This is a genomic window from Glycomyces luteolus (genome assembly GCF_027622875.1).
Taxonomy (GTDB): Bacteria; Actinomycetota; Actinomycetes; order Mycobacteriales; family Micromonosporaceae; genus Glycomyces; species Glycomyces luteolus.
The window spans coordinates 194,382-217,956 of record NZ_JAPZVP010000007.1 but is presented as its reverse complement, the minus strand read 5'-3'; the positions used below and the strand labels follow the sequence as shown (position 1 = coordinate 217,956).

Here is a 23,575-nt window from a genome sequence, read left to right as displayed (position 1 = left end):
GGCATGAGCCTCCTCCAGAAGACCGGTACCGGGGCGGCACCGCGCGTCCTGTGGCGCGGCGGCCGCGTGCTGAGCCCGACGAGTCCCGCCGCGACGGCCCTGCTCACCGCCGGCGACCGCATCGAGTGGGTCGGCCCCGAAGCCGACGCGCCCGCCGCCGACCGCATCGAAGACCTCGGCGGCGGGCTCGTGACGCCCGCGTTCGTCGACTCCCACGTCCACCTCACCGCCACCGGCAGCGCCCTCGCGGGCCTGCACTTCGCCGGCGACCGCTCCGCGGCGGCCGTGCTCGAGCACCTCGAGTCGTTCGCCCGCTCGGCGCCCGCCGACGCGCTGGTCCTTGCCGGCGGCTGGGACGAGACCACCTGGGACGACCCGGCGCTCCCGTCCGGCGCGGCGGTCGAACGCGCCGCGGGCGGGCGCATCGCCTACCTCTCACGCGCCTGCGGCCACACCGGCATCGCCACCCCGCGCCTCCTCGCCGAGCACCCCGAACTGGCCGAGTACGACGGCTACGACTCCTCCGGCGTGCTCACCCGGGCCGCCCACAAGGCCGCCCGAGCCACGCTCGGCGCCCGCGTCCCGGTCGGGCAGCGGCTCGCGCTGGCCGAGTACGCGCTCGCCATCGCCGCGCGTCGCGGCATCGCCGCCGTCGTCGAGCACTTCATCCCCGTCGCCGCCGACCCGCTGGGGGAGAAGGAGTTCCAGGGCCTGGTGGAACTCGGGCAGCGACCCGACACGCCCTCGGTCCACGGCTGGTGGGGCGAGCTGCGCGCCGCCGAGAGGGCCCGCGACCTCGGCGCTCACGGCTGCGGCGGCGACCTCTCCGCCGACGGCTCCCTCGGGGCCCGCACCGCGTTCCTGCGCGAGCCCTACCGCGACGCCGACACCCTCGGCGCCGAGTACCTGACCGCCGCCGACGTCGCCGCGCACCTCCTGGACTGCCACGAAGCGGGCCTGCCCGCGGCTTTCCACGCCATCGGCGACGGCGCGATCCAGAACGTCCTCGACGGCCTCGACGCGGTCGAACCCGTGCTCGGCCTCGACACGATCCGCCACGCCCGCCACCGGATCGAGCACGCCGAACTCCTCGACGCCGCGCTCATTGCCCGCATGGTCCACCACGGCGTGCACGCCTCCGTGCAGCCCGCGTTCGACGCCGCCTGGGGCGGTCCCGACGGCATGTACGCGACCCGGCTCGGGCGCGAGCGGGCCCTCGCCGCGAACCCGCTCTCGAAGCTCGCCGGGGTCGGCGTCCCCCTCGCCTTCGGATCGGACTCACCCGTGACCGCACTCGACCCCTGGGGCGGCGTGAGAGCCGCCGTGCGCCACCGCAACCCGGTGTCGCGCCTTCCGATGGCCGCGGCCTTCACCGCGGCCACCAGGGGTGGCTGGAGGGCCCTCGGCATCGACGACGCAGGAGCGCTCGTCCCGCACACCCGCGCGAATTTCACCGTGTGGGAGCTCACGGACGGGGGACTTCCCGATTTGCGTGATCCGGACGTCCCCGATCCGAAGTGCTCCATGACCATCGCCGACGGCCTGCTGATCTGGTCGGCCGCCTGGCCAGCCCCGACTCAGCGCCCTTCCTGACGCGAAAAAAATTGTGGAGCCAATAATCCGACCCGGTTGACGCCATCGGCGCAGTTTGGCTTACGGTGGTCTGGTCCTCGGCGGACGACCAGAAACGGAAGCCCGCCGAACGTCGGGGGCGACTCGACTTGCTTTGCTCCCACGCAGACTGGACAAGGTGGCAGCGCGGCCGCACTGCTACCGGCGGCCAGGTCCAGATCGCGGGGGTCGGCGGAGGAAGGCGAGCCGGTCGCCGGTGGTGGACCCGCAGCAGACGCAGGAGATCCCTAGACAACAACTCGTAGACGCTCAGCCAGACGGGTGCGAGTTGGTCCGAAGGTCGCCAGCCGACGCCGCAGGGGACACCGGCCGTACAGGGACTGGGAGAAACCCGTGCGAGGGGCGTAGCCGGACACAGCTACGCCCCTTTGCCGTACCCGCAGTACGCTAGAGCCCCGACCGGCACGGCGAGGGCCCCTCGCCGAGAGCCGCACCGCGGCCCCGCACCGCGTACCAGCGAGGAGCGCCCTACTTGAGCACCGTGATCGACCGCGAAGCCGCCCCGACGCCCGAGGCGGCGCCCCCCGCGCCGAAACGCCGCCCGCTCCTGCTGACCGACTCCCCGCTCGGCCGCCGCCTCACCCTCCCCGCGGCGCTCGTCCTCGCCATCGCCTCCGGCCTCCTGGCCGTGCTCGCCTTCCCGCCCTACGGCGCCTGGCCCCTCGCGGCCGTCTCCGTCGCCGGGTTCGGCGCCGCCGTGCACCGCCGCCGCCTCCGCGGCGGCCTCGGCGTCGGCTTCGTCTACGGGATGGCGTTCTTCCTGCCCCTCCTCGCCTGGTCATCCACCCAGGTCGGCCAGTGGCCCTGGCTGTTCCTGTGCGGCCTCGAAGCCCTGGCCATGGGCCTGCTCGGCATGGGCCTCGCCGCCTGCTCCCGCCTCATCGACACCCACCGCTGGACCTGGGCCCCGCTCACCGGCGTCGCCTGGGTCGCCGAAGAGGCCCTGCGCTCCCGCCAGCCCTTCGGCGGCTTCCCCTGGGGCAACCTCGCCTTCAGCCAGGCCGAGTCGCCCACCGCGGCCGCGATCTGGCTCGGCGGCGCCCCCTTCCTGAGCTTTCTCGTAGCCCTCTCCGGCGGCTTCCTCCTCGCGGCCGGCTACGCACTCGCTGTGCACATCTACGGCTCGCAAGCATCGCCGAGGGAGCGCCGCACCGCGGGCATCCGCAAGGCCGCCGCCTTCACCGCCGCCGCCGCGCTCACCGCGCTGGCGCCCCTCGCACTGCCGATCAACGCGACCGCCCCCGACGGCGAGGAGATCAACGTCGCCGTCGTACAAGGCAACGTCCCGCGCCTCGGCCTGAGCTTCAACGAGCAGCGCCGCGCCGTCCTCGACAACCACGTCCAGGCCACCCTCGACCTCGCCGACGCCGTCAACGAAGGCCGCGCCGAACGCCCTGACCTCGTCATGTGGCCCGAAAACGCCTCCGACATCGACCCCCTTGCCAACGAAGACGCCTACGACCGCATCAGCCAGGCGGCCGCCGCCATCGGCGCGCCCATCGTCCTCGGCGGCATCGTCCACAACGACGACGGCACCCGCTCGAACATGACCATCGTCTGGGACCCCGAAGACGGCCCGGTCTACATGTACTCCAAGCGCCACCCCGTGCCCTTCGCCGAATACGTCCCCTACAAGGCCTTCTTCAGCACCGTCGCCGGATGGATCGACCCGCGCATGTCCGAAGGCCTCGACAACGTCGCCGGATTCGAGCACGGCCAGAACGCCGGCATCGTCGAAGTCGGCGACTACACCCTCTCCGGCCTCATCTGCTTCGAGATCGCCTTCGACGCCGAGACCCGCGCCTCCGTCCTCGACGGCGCCCAGCTCATGGCCGTCGGCACCAACAACGCGACCTTCGACGTCAACGAGGCCAGGCAGCAGCTCGCCATGGTCCAGCTCCGCTCCCTCGAGCACGGCCGCGACGGCCTCATGGCCTCCACCGTCGGGGTCTCCGGCTTCACCGACCACACCGGCGAGGTCTCCCAGGCCACCGAGTTCAACACCGCCGCCGTCATCCAGGCGGATCTGACCCTCTCGGACCGTTCGACTCCGGCCTCCACAGTGGGTATCCTTCCTGAAGCGGTCCTCACCGGAGCGGCACTGGTGGCCTTGGCCTGCGCCATCTTGATCAACCTCAAGCACCGCCGCAGCCAGACCTAGAAAGCCGACGCCATGAGCCAGACACCGGACCGGTGCCCCACCGGCAACGACACCAGTCCGGCCATTGTGGCCATCCCGACGTACAACGAGCGCGACAACATCGAGGCGACCGTCGCCGCCGCACTCGCCGGGTGCGACCGGATCGACATCCTCATCGTCGACGACTCCTCACCCGACGGCACCGGCGACCTCGCCGACACCCTCGCCGCCGCCCACGACCGCGTCCACGTCCTCCACCGGGCCGAGAAGCAGGGCCTCGGCGCCGCCTACCTCGCCGCCTTCGACTGGGCCACCCGGCACGGCTACCGCACCGTCGTCGAAATGGACGCCGACGGCTCCCACGACCCCGCCGACCTGCCCCGCCTCCTCGCCGCCCTCGACGACGGCGCCGACGTCGCCATCGGCTCCCGCTACATCCCCGGCGGCGCCGTCCAGAACTGGGCCCTCCACCGCCTCGCCCTCTCCCGCGCCGCCGGCGTCTTCACCCGCGCCATGCTCGGCCTCCGCGTCAAGGACGTCACCGCCGGATACCGCGCCTACCGCCTCGACCGCCTCCACAAACTCCAACTCGACACCGTCAACTCCGTCGGATACTGCTTCCAGATCGACCTCACCTGGCGCGCCGTCAAAGCCGGATTCGACATCCGCGAAGTCCCCATCGTCTTCACCGAGCGCCGCGCGGGCGCCTCCAAGATGAGCGGCGCCATCACCGTTGAGGCCCTTTGGAACGTGAGCCGCTGGGGCCTGGCCCACCGCGCACGCCAGCTCAAGCACGCCCTCCGGCGTGGCAGAATCGAAGAGTGACGTACCAGCCGCCAGCCGCACCCAAACGCGCACCGCTCGCCTTCCGGATCGCGCTGGCCTCGTGGGTCATCGCCGAGGCCGCCGCCTTCTTCGGCCTGGCCTACCTCATCGGCTTCCTCTACACGGTCCTGATCTTCGTGGGCACCAGCTTCCTCGGCATCGCCCTCGTGCAGTACGTGGGCAAGAAGTCCTTCGCCGCCGCCCGCGACTACCTCAACTCCGGCGGCGACCCCTCCCGCGAACTGCCGAACGGGTACGCGCTTGCCGGGGCCGTGTGCCTCATCGTCCCCGGATTCGTCACCGATTTCGTCGGCCTGCTGCTGCTGTTCCCGCCCACCCGCCTGCTCTTCCGCGGCCTCGGCCGCTGGCTCGCCGCGAGCGCCCCCGTGATGCGCTTCGGCGGCGGCGACATCATCGACGGCGAAGTCATCGACGAGCGCAGCGCGGACGGCTACGGGACAGGCGAGCGCGGTTTCGACGCCGACGAGCCGGTGAAGTACGGGGACACGAAGAACGGGCCCAGGTCGATCGACCCGGGCCCGTGAGCCTCGTAGAAGGCTTAGGCTCGCTGTTTCTGCGCCTCGCTACTAGCGCTCGCCGCGGCGGGCGCGCATCTCCTGCAGGCGCTCGTCGAGGATCTCTTCGAGCTCCTCCATCGAGCGGCGCTCCAGCAGCATGTCCCAGTGGGTGCGCGGCGGCTTGACCTTCTTGGTCTCCGGCTCCTCGCCGTCGACCAGCTTGGCCGTCGAACCGTCGAGACGGCACTCCCACGTCAACGGGATCTCCGCTTCGACCGCGAACGGCACTTCGAAACGGTGCCCCTGCGGGCAGACGTAGTCGCGGGTCTGGCGCGGGGCCAGCTCCGTGTTGCGGTCAGATTCGTAGCTGACGGCACCGAGACGGGAGCCCCTCAGCATTCTGTCGCCCATGTTCCCCTGCACTTCCTCTGGAGCATTCGCTTTGCCACACGCCGTCGACCCGGTCAGCCCTGGGCCGACGCATTCCCCCAGCCGATCACGCCGATTCCTGAGGGTTTTCGCTTCGTACAACGCCGGGACGCGGCCGGATCCTTCCCGGAACCGCCGTTCCCAGGCGCCGCGTTCGCGATGCGGACCCCCAAGTGTGGCCCGGCGCTCCTGCGGCCGCCCACGGACGTCCCCTTGAAGTGTGACACAACACCGGGCCGTATCCGCGCGACCGAGCACGTGAGATGCCGCTCGTCCCGTTCCGGACCGGACATCCCCCGAGTCAAACGCCGTCCGACCCCATCCGGCCACCCGGGTGCGAACGGGGCGTGAGCGACTCGTGGACACCGAACGGGTCGCATCCGGCGTGGACGCGCCCAGTAAGGTGTCCAACAGACAAGGAGATCTCACATGCACGTGCTTGGAATCGACTTCGGAACTTCGAACACCGTCGCCGTGCTCCGCTCGGCTGACGGACGCGTACGCCCCCTGCTGTTCGACGGTGCCCCGATCCTGCCCTCGGCGGTCTACTACAACTCCGACGGCCGCATGCTCGTCGGCCGCGACGCCGAGCGCAACGCCCGCATGGACCCCGCCCGGTTCGAACCGAACCCGAAGCGCCGCATCGACGACGGGTCCCTGTTCCTCGGCACCTCCGAGATCCCGGTGCCGCAGGTCTTCGCGTACGTGCTGCAGCAGGTCGCCCTGGAGGCGCAGCGCCAGGCCGGCCAGATGCCCGGCCAGGTCCGCCTCACCCACCCGGCCCGCTGGGGCGAGCGCCGCCGCGCCATCCTCGTCGACTCCGCCCGCCTCGCCGGGCTCCCCGCCCCCCAGCTCATCCCCGAGCCGGTGGCCGCGGCCTCCTACTTCACCTCCGTGCTCGGCACCGCCGTCCCGCCCGGGCGCTCGCTCGCCATCTACGACCTCGGCGGCGGCACCTTCGACGCCACGGTCGTGCGCCGCACCCAGACCGGCTTCGAGGTCCTCGCCGAAGAGGGCATCGGCGACATCGGCGGCCTCGACTTCGACCACGGCATCGTCGAGCACCTCGGCAAGACCTACGGCGCCTCTCACCCCGACGACTGGAAGCGCCTCCTCAGCCCCGCCGACGACCGCGACCGCCGCTACCGCCGCATGCTCTACGAGGACGTGCGCGGCGCCAAGGAGACCCTCTCGCGCACCGCGAGCGCCGACATCCACCTCCCCGCGCTGGAGGTCGACGCCCACCTCACCCGCGCCGAGTTCGAGGAGATCGCCCGGCCGCCGCTGGAGCGCACCGTCGACTGCCTCCAGCGCGCCATCCAGGCCGCCCGCATGAACCCCGCCGACCTGGTCGGCATCTTCCTCGTCGGCGGCTCCTCGCGCATCCCCGCGATCTCCCAGCTCATCCACTCCAAGCTCGGCGTGCCGCCGCAGACCTTCGAGCAGCCGGAGACCGTCGTCGTGGAAGGCGCCGTGCGCGCCGCCTCAGGCCCGGCCCCCTCCGACCAGCCGCTGACCCGGCCCACCTCCGGCGGGCCCGTCTCGCCCGCCGGGCACATGTCGGCCCCCCGCCCGCCGGTCCAGGCGCCCGTCCAGGCCCCGCAGATGCTGCCGCCCCAGACGAGCTACCAGCAGCCCGTCCAGGCCCCGCAGCAGGCGTATCAGCAGCCGCAGCAGCACCCCGTGAACGCGAAGCGGCCCCTGACGCAGGAGCCGGCCGTCCTGGTGACCGGCGCGGCCGTGATCATCCTGATCGTGGTGTTCTTCGTGCTGCTGTCGACGATCCTCAACGGCTAGACAGGCCCTAGGCCCCGTCGCGCTGGTGGACCGCGAAGCCGGCGCGGCGGTTGAGGTCGCCGATCTGGCGGTCGAGCCAGTCGATCTCAGTGAGGTTCGTCGACCGGTGGATCTGCATGAGGCCCTTCCGGAACGGTGATTCGAGCCGCTCGGGCGGGATCGGCGCGCCCTGCTCGTCGAAGAACAGCTGCGCGGGATGGTCGAGGAACTCGCGCCTGCGCGCGAGCACGAGCGCCTGCTCGCGCGGGTTCTCGAGGTGGTGCAGGAACGCGAGGAGCACGTACCACTTGTTGTCGTCGGTGATGAACCCCGGCTCGGGGTCGCGCAGCCACCGCCGCAGCTGGTCGGTGCCGGTCTGGGTGATCTCGAGCATGTGGCGCGGTGCGGCGACCGACCCGGGCGCGGTGCGCCGGGTCAGGCACTGCGCGTCCTCGAGCTTCTTGATCGTGGGGTAGAGCGTCCCGTCGGCGATCGGCCGGACGTGTCCGGCGAGGCTGGCGACCCGGTTCTTGAGGTCGTAGCCGTGGAGCGGGAAGTCCCGCAGGAATCCGAGTATGGCCATCTTCAGCATGCGTCCATTATGGCAGTTTTGACAAGATATATCGACTCCGAGGTAAAGAACCTCGTTGTCAGTCAACGAAATCGGCCGTTCAAAGCACGAGCACGGGCTTCGCCCGCGCACTCGCCAAGAAGGACAGAGCACGGAAGAGCCCTCTGTATCCGCTTGCTGAGCAGCGGAAACAGAGGGCTCGGGCGTTGCCTCTCGAGGAGCGTCAGATGAGGTCGAAGAACCAGAGGAGCAGATAGCCTGCGGCGGCGATGAAGGCGATGACGACCAGGAGGACGAGCCATCCGGCGGCGGCCTCCAAGATGCCGGGGCGGCCGCTGTCACCGGTCGCGGCGACCACGGGCTCCCAGACGGCGTCGTCGATGATCCGCATGGGGGCCAGGGCCTTCGCGGGCGGGTACCAGGCGCGGGACTGCGATTTCGCGGCGGTGCGGTTGGCGGGCTGGAGGCGGCCGCGCCGGTTGTAGGCGAAGAGGGCCACTTCGGACTCGTCGGCGAGGGCGGCGATCTCGGGGGTCACGGGCATCGTGGCGTAGAGGCGCCGCCTGCGGTCGGGGGAGCCGGTGCCGACGATCATCGGGATGTCCTCGGCGGTGATCGCCAGTCCGGGGGACTTGGCGGCGACCACCGATTTCGTGGACTCGATGGTCGCCTCCCACTGCGGGCTGCCGATGACCTCGCCCTCGACCTTGTCGAGGTGCTTGAGGTGAGCCTGGACGAGGCTCAGGAGCGCAAAGGTCTGCGGCGGCACATCGGAGGGCATGTTCATGAATGGAAGTGTCACATACGGTCGCGGGCCGTTCGCGAGCGTGGTTCAGAAGGGGTCGATCTCGGCTCCGAGCCGTTGCAGCCGTTCGGCGAGCTGCTCGTAGCCGCGGTGGATCACGTCGACGTGGCGCAGCTCGGAGACGCCCTGCGCGCGCAGCATCGCGAGCAGGAGCACGACGGCCGGGCGCAGCGCCGGCGGGCACACGACGTCGGCGCCGCTCCACCGCACGGGCCCTTCGACCTGGAGGCGGTGCGGGTCGAGCAGGCGCACCTGCGCGCCGAGCCGGTTGAGCTCGGTCAGGTAGATGGCGCGGTTCTCGTACACCCAGTCGTGGATCATCGTCCCGCCCTCGGCGCAGGAGGCGATGAGCGCGAAGAACGGCAGGTTGTCGATGTTGAGGCCCGGGAACGGCATCGGGTGGATCTTGTCCGCGGCGGCGCGCAGCGGGGAGGGGTGGACGGTGAGGTCCACCAGCCGTGTGCGGCCGTTGGCGGCCAGGTACTCGGGGCCCCTCGAGTACGCCAGGCCCATCTCCTCGGCGAGGGCGAGTTCGATCTCGACGAACTCGATGGGGGTGCGGCACACGGTGATCTCGGATTCGGTCACGATCGCGGCGGAGACCAGGCTCCAGGCCTCGATCGGGTCCTCGGCGGGCGCGTAGTCGACCGGCGTGTCGATCTCGTCGCGGCCGTAGACTTCGAGCGTGGTGGTGCCGATGCCGTCGATGTGCACGCCGAGCTTCTCGAGGAACCAGCACAAGTCCTGCACCTGGTAGTTGCAGGAGGCGTTGCGGATGACGGTGACCGCGGGGAAGCGGGCGGCGGCCATGATCGCGTTCGCGGTCACGGTGTCGCCGCGTTCGGTCAGGACGATCGCGCCGGGCGGTTCGATGTTCTCCTTGACGGTGGCGCAGTAGCAGCCGTGGGAGCGTTCGATCGAGAGGCCGAAGCGGCGCAGTGCGGTGAGGTGCGGCTCGACAGTGCGGTCGCCGAGTTCGCAGCCGCCCGCGAACGGCAGGTCGAACTCGGTGTAGTCGTGGAGGAGCGGCCCGAGGAACATGATGATCGAGCGGGTCCGGCGGGCCGCGTCCGCGTCGATGCGGCTGAGGTCGAGGCGTTCGGGCGGCTGGATGCGGAGGTCGCCTTCGGGGCCGAGCCATTCGTGCTCGACGCCCATCGAGTCGAGGACCCGCAGGATGCGGTTGACCTCTTCGATGCGGGCGACGCGGCGGAGCAGCGTGGGGCCGCGGTTGAGGAGGCTGGCGCACAGGAGCGCGACGCCGGCGTTCTTGGAGGTCTTCACGTCGATCGACCCGCTGAGCGCGGTGCCTCCGCGCACGCGGAGGTGGCGGGGGCCGGTGGTCGCGGGATCGCCGCCGTAGTCGAACATGCGGTCAGCGTAACGGAGTTCAGTGTCCAGTAGAGGCAATCACGTTCACTGGTACGCCCAGCTCAGCCCTGGTGTACGCGGAGAGAGCGCAGTTTCCTAGGGGGCTTCGGGAAGCGGTCCGATGCCTTCCGCGGCGCGCACCTGCTCGTTCAGGAGCTCCATGACGGCGGCGACGGAGGGGCGCCGGGCGCCGCCGCGCAGCGTGACGGCCTGGAAGTGGCGGAACGGCGTGAACGGACCGGAGACGGGGACGCGCACCAGGTCGAGGTGGTGGGGGAGGTCTACGAGGCGGGGGATGAGCGCGACGCCCATCTGGTGGGCGACCATGACAGCGATGACATTCCATTCGCGTGCTTCGCCGGTGACGGTGGGCCGGAATCCGGCGTTCGAACAGGCGGTGAGCACGTGGCGTCGGTGCATCGACCCGGGCACGCCGATGATCCACGGCTCGCGTTCGACCTCGCGCAGATCCACGGCAGCGCTGGCGGCGCACCAGTGGCCGCCGGGCACGACGAGGTCGAACGGGTCGTTGAAGACCGTCTGCGCGTCGAAGCGGATGTCCTCGGGCGGCGGGTTGTCGGGGGTCGCCTCGACGAGCGCGAGGTCCGCCTCTCCGGCGAAGAGCAGGTCGAAGCTCTCCGAGGCCTCGGCCTCGCGCAACCGGAGCTCGAGCGCGGGGTACCGGGCGCGGGCGGTGTCCACCAAGGGCGCGAGCAGGGTCGCGATCGCGGTGGGGAAGCCGCACAGGCGCAGCATCCCGGACGGTTCGCCTTCGGTGGCCTGGAGTTCGGCCTCGGCCAGGCGCCACATGGCCTCGATCGCGTCGATGTGGGCGATGAGGACCTGCGCGGCCGAGGAGAGCTTGACACCGCGTCCGACCGGTTCGAGGAGCGGCACGCCGAGGTCCTTGGCGAGCAGTCGGATCTGCTGCGACGCTGCTGAAGTGGACATGTGCAGGGCTTTCGCCGCGCCGGAGACGGTGCCGTGGTGGGCGATCGCCCGCAGCACGTGCAGTCTCCTCAGGTCGATCACGGTGTGGCCCCAATCGCTTAAGTGTTCGCTTCACGATGAGTTTCGCAAACTAGCGTCACCAAGGTGTTGTAGCCCGGACGATTGGGACCTTAACCTCGTATTGAGCGTGAGAACAGTGCGCGATGCCGCCGGGGGCGGTTTTCGGCCGGCGCTCATTCCTAGAACGAAACCCGAAGCCCTGTAAGGAGGACGCGGTCATGCAGTGCTGCCCGTTTTGCGGTTGGCCCGACGCCGATCCGGTGACGACCGTGTCCCGGCATCACAGCGCCTCGGGTGTGACGGTGTGGACCCGCTGCATCTGCGGGTCGCTCCAGACGCGGGTCCTGCGAGGGGCCGTGTTGGAGGTCTGCGCGCGGAGCAGACCGAGCGGCCACCCGGCCGTTACCCCGTAACCCCTCGGTTCTCCTCCTCTCCAGCTCTCCTTCCTGCCACCGCGCCATCGCCGACGCGGGGCGCCTTCCTGCCTGCTTCACGTTCTTTCGAGGATTCGCCATGCACGACTTCGACATCCGCATCATGTTCCAGATCATCGGCGCGCTGCTCTACATCACCAACTTCCTGCTCCTGCAGACCCACCGCATCCACGCGACGAAGCCGGCTTCGCTGCTGCTGGTCATCTCGGCCTGCTCGATCCTGCTCACCGCGGCGATCATCGGCCACGACTGGGGCCTCATCCTCCTCGAAGGCACCTGGCTGTTCCTGGTGACCACGACCTTCGCCATCCGGCACCGGTCGGCGCGGCGCCAGGCCGTCCTCGAGCGCGAGGCCGAGGCCTCGGCGGTGGTGCCGGTCCGCCCGGCCCCCGTCGACGAGCCGGTGCAGGCGCTTGTTGCTCGCGAGCGCGAACTGGCGGGCGCCGCCGCCTAACGGCCAGCGCCGGTTAGGCTCGGGGCGTGGCAATCCGAGTGCTGATCGCAGACGACCAGGAGATGGTCCGGGCAGGGTTCCGGGCCATCATCGACGCCCAGCCCGACATGGAAGTCGTGGCCGACGCCCCCGACGGGGTGGTCGCGGTGTCGGAGGCGCGGCGGCTCAAGCCCGACGTGTGCCTCTTCGACATCCGGATGCCGCGTCTCGACGGCCTCGAAGCCACTCGGACGCTCCTCGCCGGAGCGAACGGCACCGGTCCGCGCATCGTGGTCGTCACCACCTTCGATACCGACGAGTACGTGTACGGCGCGCTGCGCTCGGGTGCGACCGGGTTCCTGCTCAAGGACTCCGGGCCGACCCTCCTGGTCGAGGCGGTCCGCGCGGCCGCGGGCGGGGAGTCGCTCATCTCTCCGTCGGTCACGGTGCGCCTCCTCGAACGGCTCACCGAGCCCGTTCCCGAAGGGCCGAAGGCGTCGCATGTGCTGACCGAGCGCGAGCTCGATGTCGTCGAGCTCGTGGCCCGCGGCAAGACCAACGCCGAGATCGCCGAGACCCTGTTCGTCTCCGTCTCCACCGTCAAGACGCACCTGGAGGCTGTGCGCGCGAAGCTCGGGGTCCGCAACCGCGTGGGCATCGCGGCGTGGGCCTGGGAGCACGGTGTCGTGGGCTGATGCGCACGCTCGCCGTCGGCCGCTCCGAGACCGAGACCGAGGTCAACCGGTCGCGGTTCATCTGCACGCTCTACCGGATCGCCTCCGATGCTGAAGCGCGCGAACACATCAGCGCCCACCGCAGAGCCAACTGGGACGCGACCCACAACTGCACCGCGTATGTCCTCGACGACGGCCGGGCGGCCCGCTCCAACGACGACGGTGAACCTGCCGGGACCGCCGGCGTCCCGATGCTCGAGGTGCTGCGCGGGCGCGATCTCACCGACGTGCTCGCCGTCGTCACCCGCTACTTCGGCGGCGTGAAGCTCGGCGCGGGCGGCCTCGTGCGCGCTTACGGTGCGGCCGTGTCGGCCGCGATCGACGCGGCGGGCGTCGTCGAGCTGGCGTACTGGCAGCGGCTCTACGTCCGGGTCGATTACGGCCTGGCCGGGAGCCTGGAGGGCCTGCTGCGGCTGCGCGAGGACGTGCGGCTCGTCGATGTCGAATTCGGCGCCGAAGTGCGCTTCGACCTGGCCTGTTCGGACGTGGAGCTGCTGGTGGACTGGCTCGCGTCCCAATCGGCGGGAGCCGCCGAGGTGGAGCCTGCGGGGACGCTCCGGGTGGAGTTGTAGCATCACCGTTGTGACCGATAACAAGATGCTGCCGAACCCGTTCATCCTCGAACGCGCCGACCCGCAGATCACCAGGCACACCGACGGCCGGTACTACTTCACCGCCACCGTCCCCGCCTACGACCGGATCGTGCTGCGCGCCGCTGACTCCCTGCTCGGGCTTCGCGATGCCGAAGAGACCACCATCTGGGTCCAGCACCCCGAAGGCCCCATGGGCTCCCACATCTGGGCTCCGGAACTGCATTGGATCGACGGCGCCTGGTATGTCTACTTCGCCGCCGGTGAAGCCGAATCGGCCACCGCCGACGTCTGGCGCATCCGCATGTACGTCCTGGAGAACCGCAACCCCGATCCGCTGGCCGGGGAGTGGACCGAGAAGGGCCAGATCGAGACCCCGATCGACTCGTTCTCCCTCGACGCCACCACCTTCGCCCACAACGGGACCCGCTATCTCTGCTGGGCCCAGCACGACCCCGCTCTCGAAGGCTCCAACACCAGCCTGTTCCTCGCCGAACTCGCCGACCCCTGGACCGTCAAGGGCGCACCCGTCGAGCTCTCCCGCCCCGAACTGCCGTGGGAGACCGTCCGCTTCGCCGTCAACGAGGGCCCGTACGCGATCGTGCGCAACGGCAAGGTCTTCATCACCTACTCGGCCTCGGGCACCGGCGCCGAATACTGCATGGGCCTGCTCACCGCCGATGCCGAAGCCGACCTCCTCGACCCCGCCTCGTGGACCAAGCACCCCGTGCCGGTCTTCACCACCAGTGAGGCCAACGGGATCTACGGCACCGGCCACAACGCGTTCACGGTCGACGAGGAGGGCAACGACCTCCTCGTCTTCCACGCCCGCGCCTATGAGGAGATCGTCGGCGACCCGCTCGACAACCCCGACCGGCACTGCCGCGTCCAGCCCTTCGGCTGGAACGAGGACGGCACCCCCGACTTCGGGGAGCCCCTGCCCGAGAACTAGAGGTGTTTGAGCAACCCCGCCGGCCGGGACTTCTCGGACACCGCTAGTCGTCGGTGCTGCGGCGCAGCTTCTTGACGTCCGAACGGCGGCGCTTGTCTTCCAGGCGCCGCCGTTTCGCGCCCTTCGAGGGCTTCCTGGCCACGCGCGGGGGCGGCGGCGCGGCGATCGCCCGCCGCATGAGCTCGGCGAGGCGCTCCTGGGCGGCCTCGCGGTTGCGCAGCTGCGAACGGAACTCCGACGCCGCGATCACGACCGTCCCGTCGACCAGCCGGTCGCCCAGGCGCGCGAGCGCCCGTTCGATGAGCGCGGGCGGCAGCGCCTTCGTCCCGGCCAGGTCGAACACCAGCTCCACGCGCGAATCGGTGGTGTTGACGCCCTGCCCGCCCGGGCCCGAGGACCGCGAGAAGCGCCACCGCAGTTCGCTGTCGGGGAGGGCGATGGTCTCGGTGATCTGGACGGGCATGGTGGTCTCTCAGAGGTCGAGGGCGGTGCGGGCCCAGCGGATGAGCATGTCGAAGATCGGGCGGCGCCGCTGGAGCACCGCCGCGTCCCCGGCGGCGTCGTAGTCGGCGCTGGCGATCGGTCGGCCCGCGGCGAGGCGGGTGAGCATCGCCGGGGCGAGCCAACAGTACTTGGCGGCGCCGGTGGCGGCGATGGCTTTTCGCGTCGATTCGCGGTCGGCGTACCCGGCTTCGGCGAGGCCGTCGAGATAGGCGTCGGTGAGGCGCGCTTCGGTCTCGGCGAGTCGCTCGACGGGCTGGAGGCCGTCGAAGAACGTGTCCGCGATGAGGTTCGCCATGTCCTCGCCGATCGCGCCGCGGCCGGTGAACGACCAGTCGAGGAGGACCGGCTCGCCTTGGTGCTGAACGAGGTTCATGGGCCACACGTCGAGGTGGCAGATCGTCTGCGGCAGCGATTCGGCGACGGTGAAGAGGTCGGTCCGGCGCTCCCAGATCAGGCGCAGGCCGTCGCGGGTGCCCCCCGGCCAGTGGGCCGCGGCGGCCGCCTGGTCCCAAGGGACGCCGAGAAAATCACGGCGGCCCGCGTACTGGCGCAGGAACCGGCGCGAATGCCAGGTCTGCTCGGGGCTGTCGCGGTGCAGGGCTTGGACAACGCCCAGGCGGCGGGCGAAGTCGGCGAGCATGGGGACGGTCCAGTGGCGGCCGTGGATGCCGTCGGCCGCTTCGAGCCACAGTTCGCGGCTGCCGTCGGGGCGTTCTCCGGCGGCGAGCAGCGCGGGCGCTCCGATTCCGGATTCCCGGCCGTAGGAGGCCGCGAACCCGGACTTGTAGGCGAGGTATTCGCGCTGCCAGAAGTTCCAGTGCCGCGGGTCGTCCGAGGACTCCCAGTGTTCGAAGCCGCCGCCGTCGGGTGTGAGGTGCTTGAGGATCGCGTCCCCGCCGGGGCCGGAGACCCGCCAGATGCCGCCGGTGGCCTGGTTCCCGGTGTTGTGCTGGAGCGCGACGACCGTGTGGAGCGGGGAGCCGACGGGGGAGTGGAGCGGATCGGTGAGCACCGGCTGATTCTGCCATCAATCGGCCTGTGCGGCAGGGGTTTACGGTTCGGGATGGAGTATTTCGCTGAGCCAGTCGCCGGCGGTGCCGCTGTTGCCCGGATGGTTGGGATCGTCGGGGACGGTGGGGTCGCTGCTGCACGTGCGAGGTTCGGTGTCGCAGGAGCGGACGTCGATGGCGACGGCGGTGCGCAGCGGCCGGGGTTCGGTGGTGGAGGCGTTGAACTCAGTCCACGAGGACAGGGGTACGAGGGTGATGTCGAGGTACGGCTCGAGGGCCGTGGCGTCGTCGAAGTAGCCGTTGCCGACCGGGGTGCACGCGGGCAGGACGAGGCGGTCCTCGACCGGATAGGCGGGCGAACCCAGATGGGTGAGTTCGGCGCCGGTGCCGTGCATCGTCGGGTCGGCGTAGCGGTCGGTGAGGTGCAGGTCGTCGAGGCTGAGGTAGATGCCCGGATCGGAGGCGCATTCGGGATCGCGGTACCACTGGGGGGACCGCCAGTTCGGCCACAGGCCGGTGTCGTAGGCGTCGCCGGTCTCGAATCCGAACCCGAAGTAGTCGACGAGGGTCGGATCGGGAGCGTCGTCAATGAGCGGGTCATAGTAGGCGGCCGCGTCGAGGTTGGCGGTCTGCGTCAGGAAGAAGTGGAAGGGGCGCCATTCGCCGGTGGGCTCGCCCGGGGGCTCGTGGAGGTCGGTGCGGGTGCAGTACTGCAGTTTGGTGGCGTCTCCGGCGTTGGTTCCGGAAGTGCGCAGTGCGGCGTTGAGGCAGCCGGTGCCCGCGGCGGTGGTGGTCTCCATGCCGAGGGCGAGGCGGTGCCCGGTGCCGAACGCGTCGGTGTAGGTCTCGACGCGGATGGTCGCGATGGTGATCGGTGCGTCCCAGATCAGGTCGAGGATCAGGTCGTCGGCGCGCAGCTGCGCTGTGCGTGCGATCTCGGGGTGGACGATGCCTTCGCGATAACCCGCGTCGGGGTCGGCGGCAGGCGCAGCGGCGAGATCGTCCGCATGCCATTCGTGGCGTTCGGTCCGGGCGGGGACCAGGCCGCGGGCGGTGTCCCAGGCCGCGCTCCAGTCGGTCACTGAGGCGGTCATCGCGAGCGTGACCGCGAGTACCGCCGTCCAGCGGGCGCGTACCGGTGGGCCGTCGAGCGCGTCAAGAGGGAGGAGTCGGGGCATCAGGCGATGCTACCGACTCCTCGGATCCCTTGTGGTCCATCGCTAGTCGGTGAAGTCCTCCAGTGCCATGACGACGGTGCCGGTCTCATCCGAGGCGTCGAGGTCGACCTTGAAGACCATGGCCCAGTCCTTGTCGCCCGCCGGGTCGTCGATGGTCTGGCGGACGGTCCAGGTGCGGCCGTCCTTGGCGATGTCGAGGAACTCGTTGCCCCTCGCCGCACCGGCGGTGCCGATGTCGTCGTGGGCTTGGAAGTACCGCTCCAGGGCGGCGTCCCATTTGGAGGCGGTCCAGCCGGTGTCCAACGCGGCCAAGGCCTCGACGCGGTCGGTTGCGGCGAGTTCGACGTGGCGGAAGGCGGCGTTGCGGACGGCGATGGTGAAGGCCCGCTCGTTGTCGGTGAAGGCCCGGTTGGGGCGGCCGGTGTCGAGGTTCTCGTCCTCGGCGGGGTTGGTGAGCTGCTCCCACTCGTTGATGAGCGAGGAGTCGGTCTGGCGGATCGTCTCGCCGAGCCAGGCGGTGAGGTCGTCGAGCTCGGGCCCGCCGGTGTCCTCCGGGAGTGTCTGGACGAGGGCCTTGTACGCGCTCGAGAGGTACCGCAGCAGCAGGCCCTCGCCGCGCTGGATGCCGTAGAGGCCGATGTACTCGCCGAAGCTCATGCGGCCCTCCCAGATCTCGCGGAGGATCGACTTCGGTTCGAGCTGGTAGTCGGCGGCCCACGGGTGGCTGGTCCGGTAGGCGCTGAACGCGTCGTCGAGGAGCTCGGCGAGCGGCTTCGGGTAGTCCACTTCGGTGTCTTCGAGCTGGTTCATGCGGTCGTAGTAGTCGAGGCCGTCGGCCTTCATCGCCTCGATCGCCGCGCCCTTGGCCTTGTTGCGCTGGGCGGCCAGGATCTGGCCGGGGCCCTCCAGTGTGGATTCGACGATGGAGACGACGTCCATCGCGTACTCGTCCGACTCGGTGTCGAGCAGTTCCAGCGCCGCCAAGGCGAACGGCGCGAGCGGCTGGTTGAGCGCGAAGTGGTCGGGCATGTCGACGGTGAGCTTGACCTTGCCGCCGTCGATGACGATGATCCCGGCGTCGCGAAGCGTGCGGGCGATGGTGAGCGCGGTGCGGGCCATCTTCAGCTGGGTGGCGCGGTCGGCGTGGGAGTCCTCGATCAGAGTGCGCACGTGCTGGAACGTGTTGCCGGGCCGGGCGAGCAGGTTGATGAGCATCGCGTGGGTCATGCGCATCCGGGACTGGAGCGGCTCGGGCGGGGCCTCCGAGAGCGCGGCGAAGGTCTCGTCGGACCAGCCGACGAAGCCCTCGGGAGGCTTCTTCTTCGCCATCTTCTTGCGCTTCTTGGGGTCGAGGCCGAACTTCTGCATGGCCTTCTCGTTCTCGATCACGTGCTCGGGGGCCTCGCAGACGACGAAGCCCTCGGTGTCGAAACCGGCCCGTCCGGCCCGTCCGGCGATCTGGTGGAACTCGCGGGCGCGCAGGCGGCGGGTGCGGCGGCCGTCGTACTTGGTGAGGCCGGTGAAGAGGACCGTGCGGATCGGGACGTTGATGCCGACGCCGAGGGTGTCGGTGCCGCAGATGATCTTGAGCAGCCCCTGCTGGGCGAGGCGTTCGACGAGGCGCCGGTATTTGGGGAGCATCCCGGCGTGGTGGACGCCGATCCCCGAGCGCACGAGCCGCGCGAGGGTCTGGCCGAACTTGGTGGTGAACCGGAACCCGCCGAGCGCGGCGCTGATCGCGGCCTTGGCGTCCTTGTCGACGAGGTTGAGGCTCGACAGCGCCTGGGCGGTGTCGAGGGCCGCGGCCTGCGTGAAGTGGACGATGTACGCCGGGGCCCGGTTGTTCGCGACGAGGTTCTCGACGGTCTCGTGCAGCGGGGTCTTGCGGTACTCGTAGTGCAGCGGGACAGGCCGGGTCGCAGAGGAGATCACGGCGGTCTCGCGGCCGGTGCGCCGGGTCAGATCCTTCTGGAAGAACTCCGTGTCGCCCAGGGTCGCCGACATGAGCGTGAACTGGGCGCGGTGCAGTTCGAGGAGCGGGACCTGCCAGGCCCAGCCGCGGTCGGGCTCGGCGTAGAAGTGGAACTCGTCCGCCACCACCGAGTCGCAGTCGAGGTCCGCGCCTTCACGCAGCGCCAGGTTCGCGAGGATCTCCGCGGTGCAGCAGATCAACGGAGCGTCGGGGTTGACGGCGGCGTCGCCGGTGAGCATCCCGACGTTCTCGTGCCCGAACTGCTCGCACAGCTCGAAGAACTTCTCCGACACGAGCGCCTTGATCGGCGCCGTGTAGAAGGAGGTGCGCTGGTTCGCGAGCGCGTTGAAGTGCGCGGCGGCGGCGATGAGCGACTTGCCGGACCCGGTGGGGGTGGCGATGATGGTGTTCTGGCCGGTGCAGATGGCCAGGAGGGCCTCTTCCTGGTGCTCGTAGAGGACGATCCCGGCGTCTTCGGCCCATTGCGCGAAGGCCGTGTAGACGTCGTCGGGTTCGGGTGCGTTCGAGGACGGCAGGTAGTCGATGAGGCTCACGGGGTTCAATGGTGCCCGTCCACCTGGCCGGTCGGCCAGCCGGGGTTAGTGGTCGTAGGTCACCAGGACGGGAGCGTGGTCGGACCAGCGCTGGTCGTGGGCGGGGGCGCGGTCGACCCAGGCTTTGGTGGCTTTCGCGGCGAGGGCGGTCGTGGCGACGTGGAGGTCGATGCGCCAGCCGGCGTCGTTGTCGAAGGCGCGGCCGCGGTAGGACCACCAGGAGTAGGGGCCGTCGACACCGGGGTTGAGGGCGCGGACGACGTCGACGAAGGTGCCGGTGCCGTAGAGGTCGGTGAGCCAGGCGCGTTCGTTGGGCAGGAAGCCGGCGGTCTTCTTGTTGGATTTCCAGTTCTTGAGGTCCGGTTCGGCGTGGGCGATGTTCCAGTCGCCGCAGACGAGGAGTTCGCGCCCGCCGGCGGCCGCTTTCTTGGCGGCTTCGGCGAGGTATTCGGCGAAGACGGTCATGAAGCGTTCCTTCTCGACCTGGCGGGGGGTGTCGGTTTCGCCGGAGGGGAGGTAGAGGCTGGCGACGGTCAGGCCGGGGAGGTCGACTTCGGCGTAGCGGCCGTGTTCGTCGAATTCGACCGCGCCCTCGAAACCATTGAAGCCGACGCGGGCGGCTTCGGGTTCGCCGCGGGTGAGGACGGCGACGCCGGCGCGTCCTTTAGCGACGGTGGAGGGGGCGACGTGCCAGTGCCAGCCGCCGGCTTCGAGGACTTCGGCGGGGATCTGGGTGTGGTCGGCGCGGACTTCTTGGAGGAGCACCACGTCCGCTTGGGTCTGTTCGAGCCAGGGGATGATGCCCTTCTTGGCGGCGGCGCGGATTCCGTTGACGTTGGCGGTGGCGATGGTGCGCATAGGGCGAGCCTAACGCGGGCCCGGGGGTGTTGCCGGTCGCGGCGCGACAGGGTGTGGCGAAGGTCTGACGGTCGGCGGCGGGCGGTGGCGCGGGGACTCCGTAGACTGCTGGCATGACTTGGGAGGCGGGCGTGCGGATGCGCGGCGGGGGCGGTTCGTGGGTGCGCGGTTTCGCGGCCGTGCTGGCGGTGGTGTGCGCGGTGCTGGCGGTGCCTCCGGCGGCTGCGGCTGCCGAGGAGGACGAGGTCGCGGGGATCATCGTCTTGGGTGTGCCGGGGTTGGCGTGGACGGATGTCGACGAGTCGGTGACGCCGAACCTGTGGGCGATGGCGGGTTCGGGCGCGTCGGCGTCGATGAGTGTGCGAACGATCGGGTCGTGGACGTGTCCTGAGGCGGGCTGGCTGAGTCTGGGCGCGGGTGAGCGTGCGGGTGGTGCGGCGCCGCGGGACGCGCAGTGCGCGGCGCAGTCGCAGTTGCCGGCGCCCGTGGAGGACGGTGACGGCTGGTCGGCCGGGGGCTGGGACGCGCTGATCGAGGCGAACGAGTCGTTCAACTACGGGGCTCGGCTCGGTTCGCTCGCGGATGCGATGACGGCGATGGCCGCCGAGGAGGAGGCGGCGGCGCTGGAGGCCGAAGCCGCTGGTGAGCCGGTGGTCGAGCCCGATCCGGGCGCGTGTGTGGCGGGGATCGGTGACGGTGCGGCGCTGGCCGCGGCGGACACGGAGGGACGGATCTCGTTCTGGGCGCCGGGGTTGGCGTCGCTGGGGGAGGCGATGGCCGCGTGCGACGTGGTGATCGTCGATCCCGGTGTGGTCGTGGGCGATACGGCCGATGAGGCGCCGGATACGAGCACGGACTACGACCAGCTCGGAGAGGACGACACCGGTGTCGGCTCTGATGAGCCGTCCGGTGAGCTGGACACGGGGGAGATCGCGCCGGAGCCGGATTCGGTGCGGACGCGGGCAGCGGCGGAGGCCGATGCGGCGGTGGGCGAGGTCGAGGCGGCGCTGCCGGAGGACTGGCGGCTGCTGGTGGCGGGCGTGGCGGATGCTTCGGCGCCGTCGGCGCTGCATCCGGTCCTGTATTCGGGTGCGGGTGTGGAGCCGGGCGAGTTGACGTCGGCGACGACGGGCCGCGACGGGTATGTGCAGTTGGTGGACGTGACGGCGACCGCGCTGGGCGCGGTCGGCGCGGAGGTGCCGGCGACGGTGGCGGGCGCGCCGATCCAGGTGCTGCCGGATGCGGGCCGTACGAGCGAGGCCGCGGTCGCGCAGGGGATCGATGAGACGGCGGCGTCGCAGTCGGTCATCGCCGTCAGTTTCGTCTTCTATTCGGTCCTGTCGGGCCTCGGGGTGATCGCGGTCGCGGCCGCGGTGTGGCTGCTGTGCGGGTCGGACAGGTACCGGGGTCTGGCGCGGACGGTGTGCCTGGCGGTCGCGGCGATGCCGGTGGCGGGGGTCGCGGCGGGGATTCCGCACTGGTGGCGCGGTGAGCATCCGTCGCTGGCGTTCTGGGTGATCGTCGCCGCGGGGATGGCCGTGCTGACGGTGGCGGCGTCGCTGCCGTGGACGCGGCGGGGGGCTCGCCCGGTGCTGGTGATCGCGGGCGCTGCGGCGCTGCTCATCGCCGTTGACCAGGTGTCGGGTGCGACGTGGCCGCTGCACACGCCGATGGGGTACACGGCGCAGGCCGGGGCCCGGTTCACCGGGCTCGGCAACTACGCGTTCAGCGTCTTCGCCGCCGCCGTGATCCTCCTGATCGCGTTCGTGCCGTGGAAGGGCCGGGCGCGGGTGTGGGGGCCGATCGCGATCGGCGTGTGCGCGGTGGTGATCGTCGGCGCCCCGAACCTGGGCCGCGACATGGGCGGCACGCTCACGCTCGTGGCCGCCGTGATCCTGTGCTGCTGGAAGCTGTGGGGCCGCAAGCTCACCGTCAAGGCCGTGATCCTCGCGGGCGGGATCGCCTTCGGGGTGTTCGCGATCGGCGGGTTCCTCGACTACCTGCGGCCGCAGGAGGACCAGACGCACCTGGGCCGGTTCGTCGGGTCCGTCCTGGACGGGACCGCGACGAACATCCTCATCCGCAAGGCCGGCGCCGCGATCGGCACGATCGGGCGGCCGCTGACCTGGTTGTCGCTCGCGGCGCTCATCGGCGCGATCATCATCTGGCGCAAGCGGGCGCCGATCCGCTCCAGCGAGGTCGCGGCCGCCGTCATCGGATTGAGTGCCGTCGCGGTGCTCGGTGCGGTCGTCAACGACTCCGGGGTCGCCGTCACCGGGTTCACCACGGCCCTCGGGTTCGGTCTGCTCGCCGTGGCCGTCGGGCCCCGCACTGAACGTGCCCAACCGGCCACACGGGACCCTGTCTCGACCGCTCCGAGCAGCGGAAACTAGCGCGCGCACCCCGGGTCCGCCGAGCGCGGACCCGATTGCGGGTAGGGTGTGGCACATGCGCGTGGCCACGTGGAACATCAACTCGCTCAAAGCCCGCCTCGAGCGGCTGCTCGCCTGGCTCGAGACCGCGGAGCCGGACGTGGTCTGCCTCCAGGAGCTCAAATGCGCTGACGCCGATGTGCCGCTGGAAGCGATCAGCGCCGCCGGTTACGAGACCGCCGCGTGGGGACTGGGCCGCTGGAACGGCGTCGCCATCCTCTCGCGGGTCGGCATCGCGGACGTGCGCCGCGGCATCACCGACCAGCCCGCCTTCGCCGATGCGACCGAGCCGCGGGCGATCACCGCCACGTGCGGGCCCGTGCGCGTCCAGTCCCTGTACATCCCCAACGGCCGCGATGTCGCCGACCCGCACTTCCCGTACAAGCTCGCGTTCCTCAAGGCCCTCGCCGCCGACGTCAAAGCCGACGCCGCCGGCGACCGCCCCTTCGCCGCCCTCGGCGACTACAACATCTGCCCCACCGACGACGACGTCTGGGACGTCGACGAATGGCCGGGCACCACCCACGTCACCAAGGACGAACGCGACGCGCTGGCCGCCGTCCAGGCCGCCGGCCTCGCCGACGTCTACCCGCGTCCCCTCAAACACGATCAGCCGTTCACGTTCTGGGACTACCGCAACCTCGACTTCCCCAAGAACCGCGGCCTCCGGATCGACCTGGCCCTGGCCAACCCCGCCTTCGAGGCGGCGGTGTCCGACGCCTACGTCGACCGGAACGAACGCAAAGGCAAAGGCGCCTCCGACCACGCCCCCCTTGTGGTCGACCTCGACCTGTAAACCGGCCGCCGCCCAGCCAGGGCGGCGACCCGACCCTCCGGAAGTAGACC

The 23,575-nt window shown here is 70.6% G+C and carries 21 protein-coding genes; 11 read left to right on the top strand and 10 right to left on the bottom strand.

Going from position 1 to position 23,575, the window contains the following annotated elements; all coding sequences use genetic code 11:
- Positions 1 to 3: 3 nt before the first annotated feature.
- From O1R50_RS11375 to O1R50_RS11360, 4 genes are all read left to right on the top strand, one after another.
- Entirely contained in the window at positions 4 to 1,593 is a 1,590-nt protein-coding gene (locus O1R50_RS11375; RefSeq protein ID WP_270110139.1) for an amidohydrolase, read from the top strand.
- Positions 1,594 to 2,113: 520 nt separating this feature from the next.
- The gene (lnt, locus tag O1R50_RS11370; protein ID WP_270110176.1) at positions 2,114 to 3,793 is read left to right on the top strand and encodes an apolipoprotein N-acyltransferase; all 1,680 of its coding nucleotides are present in this window, start codon (positions 2,114 to 2,116) and stop codon (positions 3,791 to 3,793) included.
- A gap of 12 nt (positions 3,794 to 3,805) precedes the next feature.
- Complete coding sequence (locus O1R50_RS11365; RefSeq protein ID WP_270110138.1) at positions 3,806 to 4,597, top strand: polyprenol monophosphomannose synthase; 792 nt, start codon at positions 3,806 to 3,808, stop codon at positions 4,595 to 4,597.
- On the top strand, positions 4,594 to 5,142 hold the full coding sequence (locus O1R50_RS11360) for an FxsA family protein (RefSeq protein WP_270110137.1): 549 nt from the start codon (positions 4,594 to 4,596) through the stop codon (positions 5,140 to 5,142). The genes O1R50_RS11365 and O1R50_RS11360 overlap by 4 nt, the downstream gene beginning before the upstream one ends.
- Before the next feature lie 42 nt (positions 5,143 to 5,184).
- Here the strand turns inward: O1R50_RS11360 and O1R50_RS11355 are convergent, their stop codons facing one another.
- A complete protein-coding gene (locus O1R50_RS11355; protein WP_205327476.1) occupies positions 5,185 to 5,526 on the bottom strand; it encodes an RNA polymerase-binding protein RbpA in 342 nt (113 codons plus the stop codon).
- Between the two features lie 447 nt (positions 5,527 to 5,973).
- On the opposite strand from O1R50_RS11355, the gene O1R50_RS11350 reads away from it, so the two are divergent.
- Positions 5,974 to 7,341: an Hsp70 family protein gene (locus tag O1R50_RS11350; RefSeq protein WP_270110136.1), complete on the top strand. Its 1,368-nt coding sequence runs from the start codon at positions 5,974 to 5,976 to the stop codon at positions 7,339 to 7,341.
- Between the two features lie 7 nt (positions 7,342 to 7,348).
- On the opposite strand, the gene O1R50_RS11345 is transcribed toward O1R50_RS11350, so the two are convergent.
- The 4 genes from O1R50_RS11345 to O1R50_RS11330 form a co-directional block, all read right to left on the bottom strand.
- Positions 7,349 to 7,912: a PadR family transcriptional regulator gene (locus O1R50_RS11345; protein WP_205327474.1), complete on the bottom strand. Its 564-nt coding sequence runs from the start codon at positions 7,910 to 7,912 to the stop codon at positions 7,349 to 7,351.
- 202 nt (positions 7,913 to 8,114) lie between these two features.
- On the bottom strand, positions 8,115 to 8,678 hold the full coding sequence (locus O1R50_RS11340; RefSeq protein WP_270110135.1) for a hypothetical protein: 564 nt from the start codon (positions 8,676 to 8,678) through the stop codon (positions 8,115 to 8,117).
- A 45-nt stretch (positions 8,679 to 8,723) separates the two neighbouring features.
- Complete coding sequence (locus tag O1R50_RS11335) at positions 8,724 to 10,067, bottom strand: UDP-N-acetylglucosamine 1-carboxyvinyltransferase (RefSeq protein ID WP_270110134.1); 1,344 nt, start codon at positions 10,065 to 10,067, stop codon at positions 8,724 to 8,726.
- A gap of 96 nt (positions 10,068 to 10,163) precedes the next feature.
- On the bottom strand, positions 10,164 to 11,099 hold the full coding sequence (locus tag O1R50_RS11330; protein WP_270110133.1) for a LysR family transcriptional regulator: 936 nt from the start codon (positions 11,097 to 11,099) through the stop codon (positions 10,164 to 10,166).
- Between the two features lie 492 nt (positions 11,100 to 11,591).
- Between O1R50_RS11330 and O1R50_RS11325 the strand changes: the two genes are divergently transcribed.
- Genes O1R50_RS11325 through O1R50_RS11310 form a run of 4 tightly spaced genes read left to right on the top strand, consistent with a single transcriptional unit; the run spans position 11,592 to position 14,221 of the window.
- The gene (locus O1R50_RS11325; protein WP_270110132.1) at positions 11,592 to 11,966 is read left to right on the top strand and encodes a hypothetical protein; all 375 of its coding nucleotides are present in this window, start codon (positions 11,592 to 11,594) and stop codon (positions 11,964 to 11,966) included.
- A gap of 26 nt (positions 11,967 to 11,992) precedes the next feature.
- The gene (locus O1R50_RS11320) at positions 11,993 to 12,640 is read left to right on the top strand and encodes a response regulator (protein ID WP_270110131.1); all 648 of its coding nucleotides are present in this window, start codon (positions 11,993 to 11,995) and stop codon (positions 12,638 to 12,640) included.
- Complete coding sequence (locus tag O1R50_RS11315; protein WP_270110130.1) at positions 12,640 to 13,251, top strand: IMPACT family protein; 612 nt, start codon at positions 12,640 to 12,642, stop codon at positions 13,249 to 13,251. The genes O1R50_RS11320 and O1R50_RS11315 overlap by 1 nt, the downstream gene beginning before the upstream one ends.
- A 10-nt stretch (positions 13,252 to 13,261) precedes the next feature.
- Positions 13,262 to 14,221 (top strand): glycoside hydrolase family 43 protein, encoded by a 960-nt coding sequence (locus O1R50_RS11310; protein ID WP_270110129.1) that lies wholly within the window; start codon positions 13,262 to 13,264, stop codon positions 14,219 to 14,221.
- A gap of 43 nt (positions 14,222 to 14,264) precedes the next feature.
- Here the strand turns inward: O1R50_RS11310 and arfB are convergent, their stop codons facing one another.
- The 5 genes from arfB to O1R50_RS11285 are packed head-to-tail and all read right to left on the bottom strand — an operon-like array spanning position 14,265 to position 20,297.
- A complete protein-coding gene (gene arfB / locus O1R50_RS11305; protein WP_408612673.1) occupies positions 14,265 to 14,684 on the bottom strand; it encodes an alternative ribosome rescue aminoacyl-tRNA hydrolase ArfB in 420 nt (139 codons plus the stop codon).
- A gap of 9 nt (positions 14,685 to 14,693) precedes the next feature.
- Positions 14,694 to 15,737, bottom strand: a complete 1,044-nt coding sequence (locus tag O1R50_RS11300; protein ID WP_270110128.1) for a hypothetical protein — start codon at positions 15,735 to 15,737, stop codon at positions 14,694 to 14,696.
- Between the two features lie 39 nt (positions 15,738 to 15,776).
- Positions 15,777 to 16,913 (bottom strand): hypothetical protein, encoded by a 1,137-nt coding sequence (locus tag O1R50_RS11295; RefSeq protein ID WP_270110127.1) that lies wholly within the window; start codon positions 16,911 to 16,913, stop codon positions 15,777 to 15,779.
- A 42-nt stretch (positions 16,914 to 16,955) separates the two neighbouring features.
- Positions 16,956 to 19,448: a DEAD/DEAH box helicase gene (locus O1R50_RS11290; RefSeq protein ID WP_408612672.1), complete on the bottom strand. Its 2,493-nt coding sequence runs from the start codon at positions 19,446 to 19,448 to the stop codon at positions 16,956 to 16,958.
- Positions 19,449 to 19,484: 36 nt separating this feature from the next.
- On the bottom strand, positions 19,485 to 20,297 hold the full coding sequence (locus O1R50_RS11285; protein WP_270110125.1) for an exodeoxyribonuclease III: 813 nt from the start codon (positions 20,295 to 20,297) through the stop codon (positions 19,485 to 19,487).
- Positions 20,298 to 20,476: 179 nt separating this feature from the next.
- On the opposite strand from O1R50_RS11285, the gene O1R50_RS11280 reads away from it, so the two are divergent.
- Entirely contained in the window at positions 20,477 to 22,690 is a 2,214-nt protein-coding gene (locus tag O1R50_RS11280; protein ID WP_270110124.1) for a hypothetical protein, read from the top strand.
- Positions 22,691 to 22,745: 55 nt separating this feature from the next.
- Positions 22,746 to 23,525: an exodeoxyribonuclease III gene (locus O1R50_RS11275; RefSeq protein WP_270110123.1), complete on the top strand. Its 780-nt coding sequence runs from the start codon at positions 22,746 to 22,748 to the stop codon at positions 23,523 to 23,525.
- The last annotated feature ends 50 nt before the right edge of the window (positions 23,526 to 23,575 follow it).

Excerpts from the sequence above, each read along its gene's own strand:
- O1R50_RS11295 (WP_270110127.1), bottom strand. The coding sequence starts at position 16,913 with ATGCCCCGACTCCTCCCTCTTGACGCGCTCGACGGCCCACCGGTACGC.
- O1R50_RS11315 (WP_270110130.1), top strand. The coding sequence starts at position 12,640 with ATGCGCACGCTCGCCGTCGGCCGCTCCGAGACCGAGACCGAGGTCAAC.
- O1R50_RS11345 (WP_205327474.1), bottom strand. The coding sequence starts at position 7,912 with ATGCTGAAGATGGCCATACTCGGATTCCTGCGGGACTTCCCGCTCCAC.
- O1R50_RS11325 (WP_270110132.1), top strand. The coding sequence starts at position 11,592 with ATGCACGACTTCGACATCCGCATCATGTTCCAGATCATCGGCGCGCTG.
- O1R50_RS11375 (WP_270110139.1), top strand. The coding sequence starts at position 4 with ATGAGCCTCCTCCAGAAGACCGGTACCGGGGCGGCACCGCGCGTCCTG.
- O1R50_RS11275 (WP_270110123.1), top strand. The coding sequence starts at position 22,746 with ATGCGCGTGGCCACGTGGAACATCAACTCGCTCAAAGCCCGCCTCGAG.
- O1R50_RS11285 (WP_270110125.1), bottom strand. The coding sequence starts at position 20,297 with ATGCGCACCATCGCCACCGCCAACGTCAACGGAATCCGCGCCGCCGCC.
- arfB (WP_408612673.1), bottom strand. The coding sequence starts at position 14,684 with ATGCCCGTCCAGATCACCGAGACCATCGCCCTCCCCGACAGCGAACTG.
- O1R50_RS11355 (WP_205327476.1), bottom strand. The coding sequence starts at position 5,526 with ATGGGCGACAGAATGCTGAGGGGCTCCCGTCTCGGTGCCGTCAGCTAC.
- O1R50_RS11335 (WP_270110134.1), bottom strand. The coding sequence starts at position 10,067 with ATGTTCGACTACGGCGGCGATCCCGCGACCACCGGCCCCCGCCACCTC.
- O1R50_RS11365 (WP_270110138.1), top strand. The coding sequence starts at position 3,806 with ATGAGCCAGACACCGGACCGGTGCCCCACCGGCAACGACACCAGTCCG.
- O1R50_RS11340 (WP_270110135.1), bottom strand. The coding sequence starts at position 8,678 with ATGAACATGCCCTCCGATGTGCCGCCGCAGACCTTTGCGCTCCTGAGC.
- O1R50_RS11350 (WP_270110136.1), top strand. The coding sequence starts at position 5,974 with ATGCACGTGCTTGGAATCGACTTCGGAACTTCGAACACCGTCGCCGTG.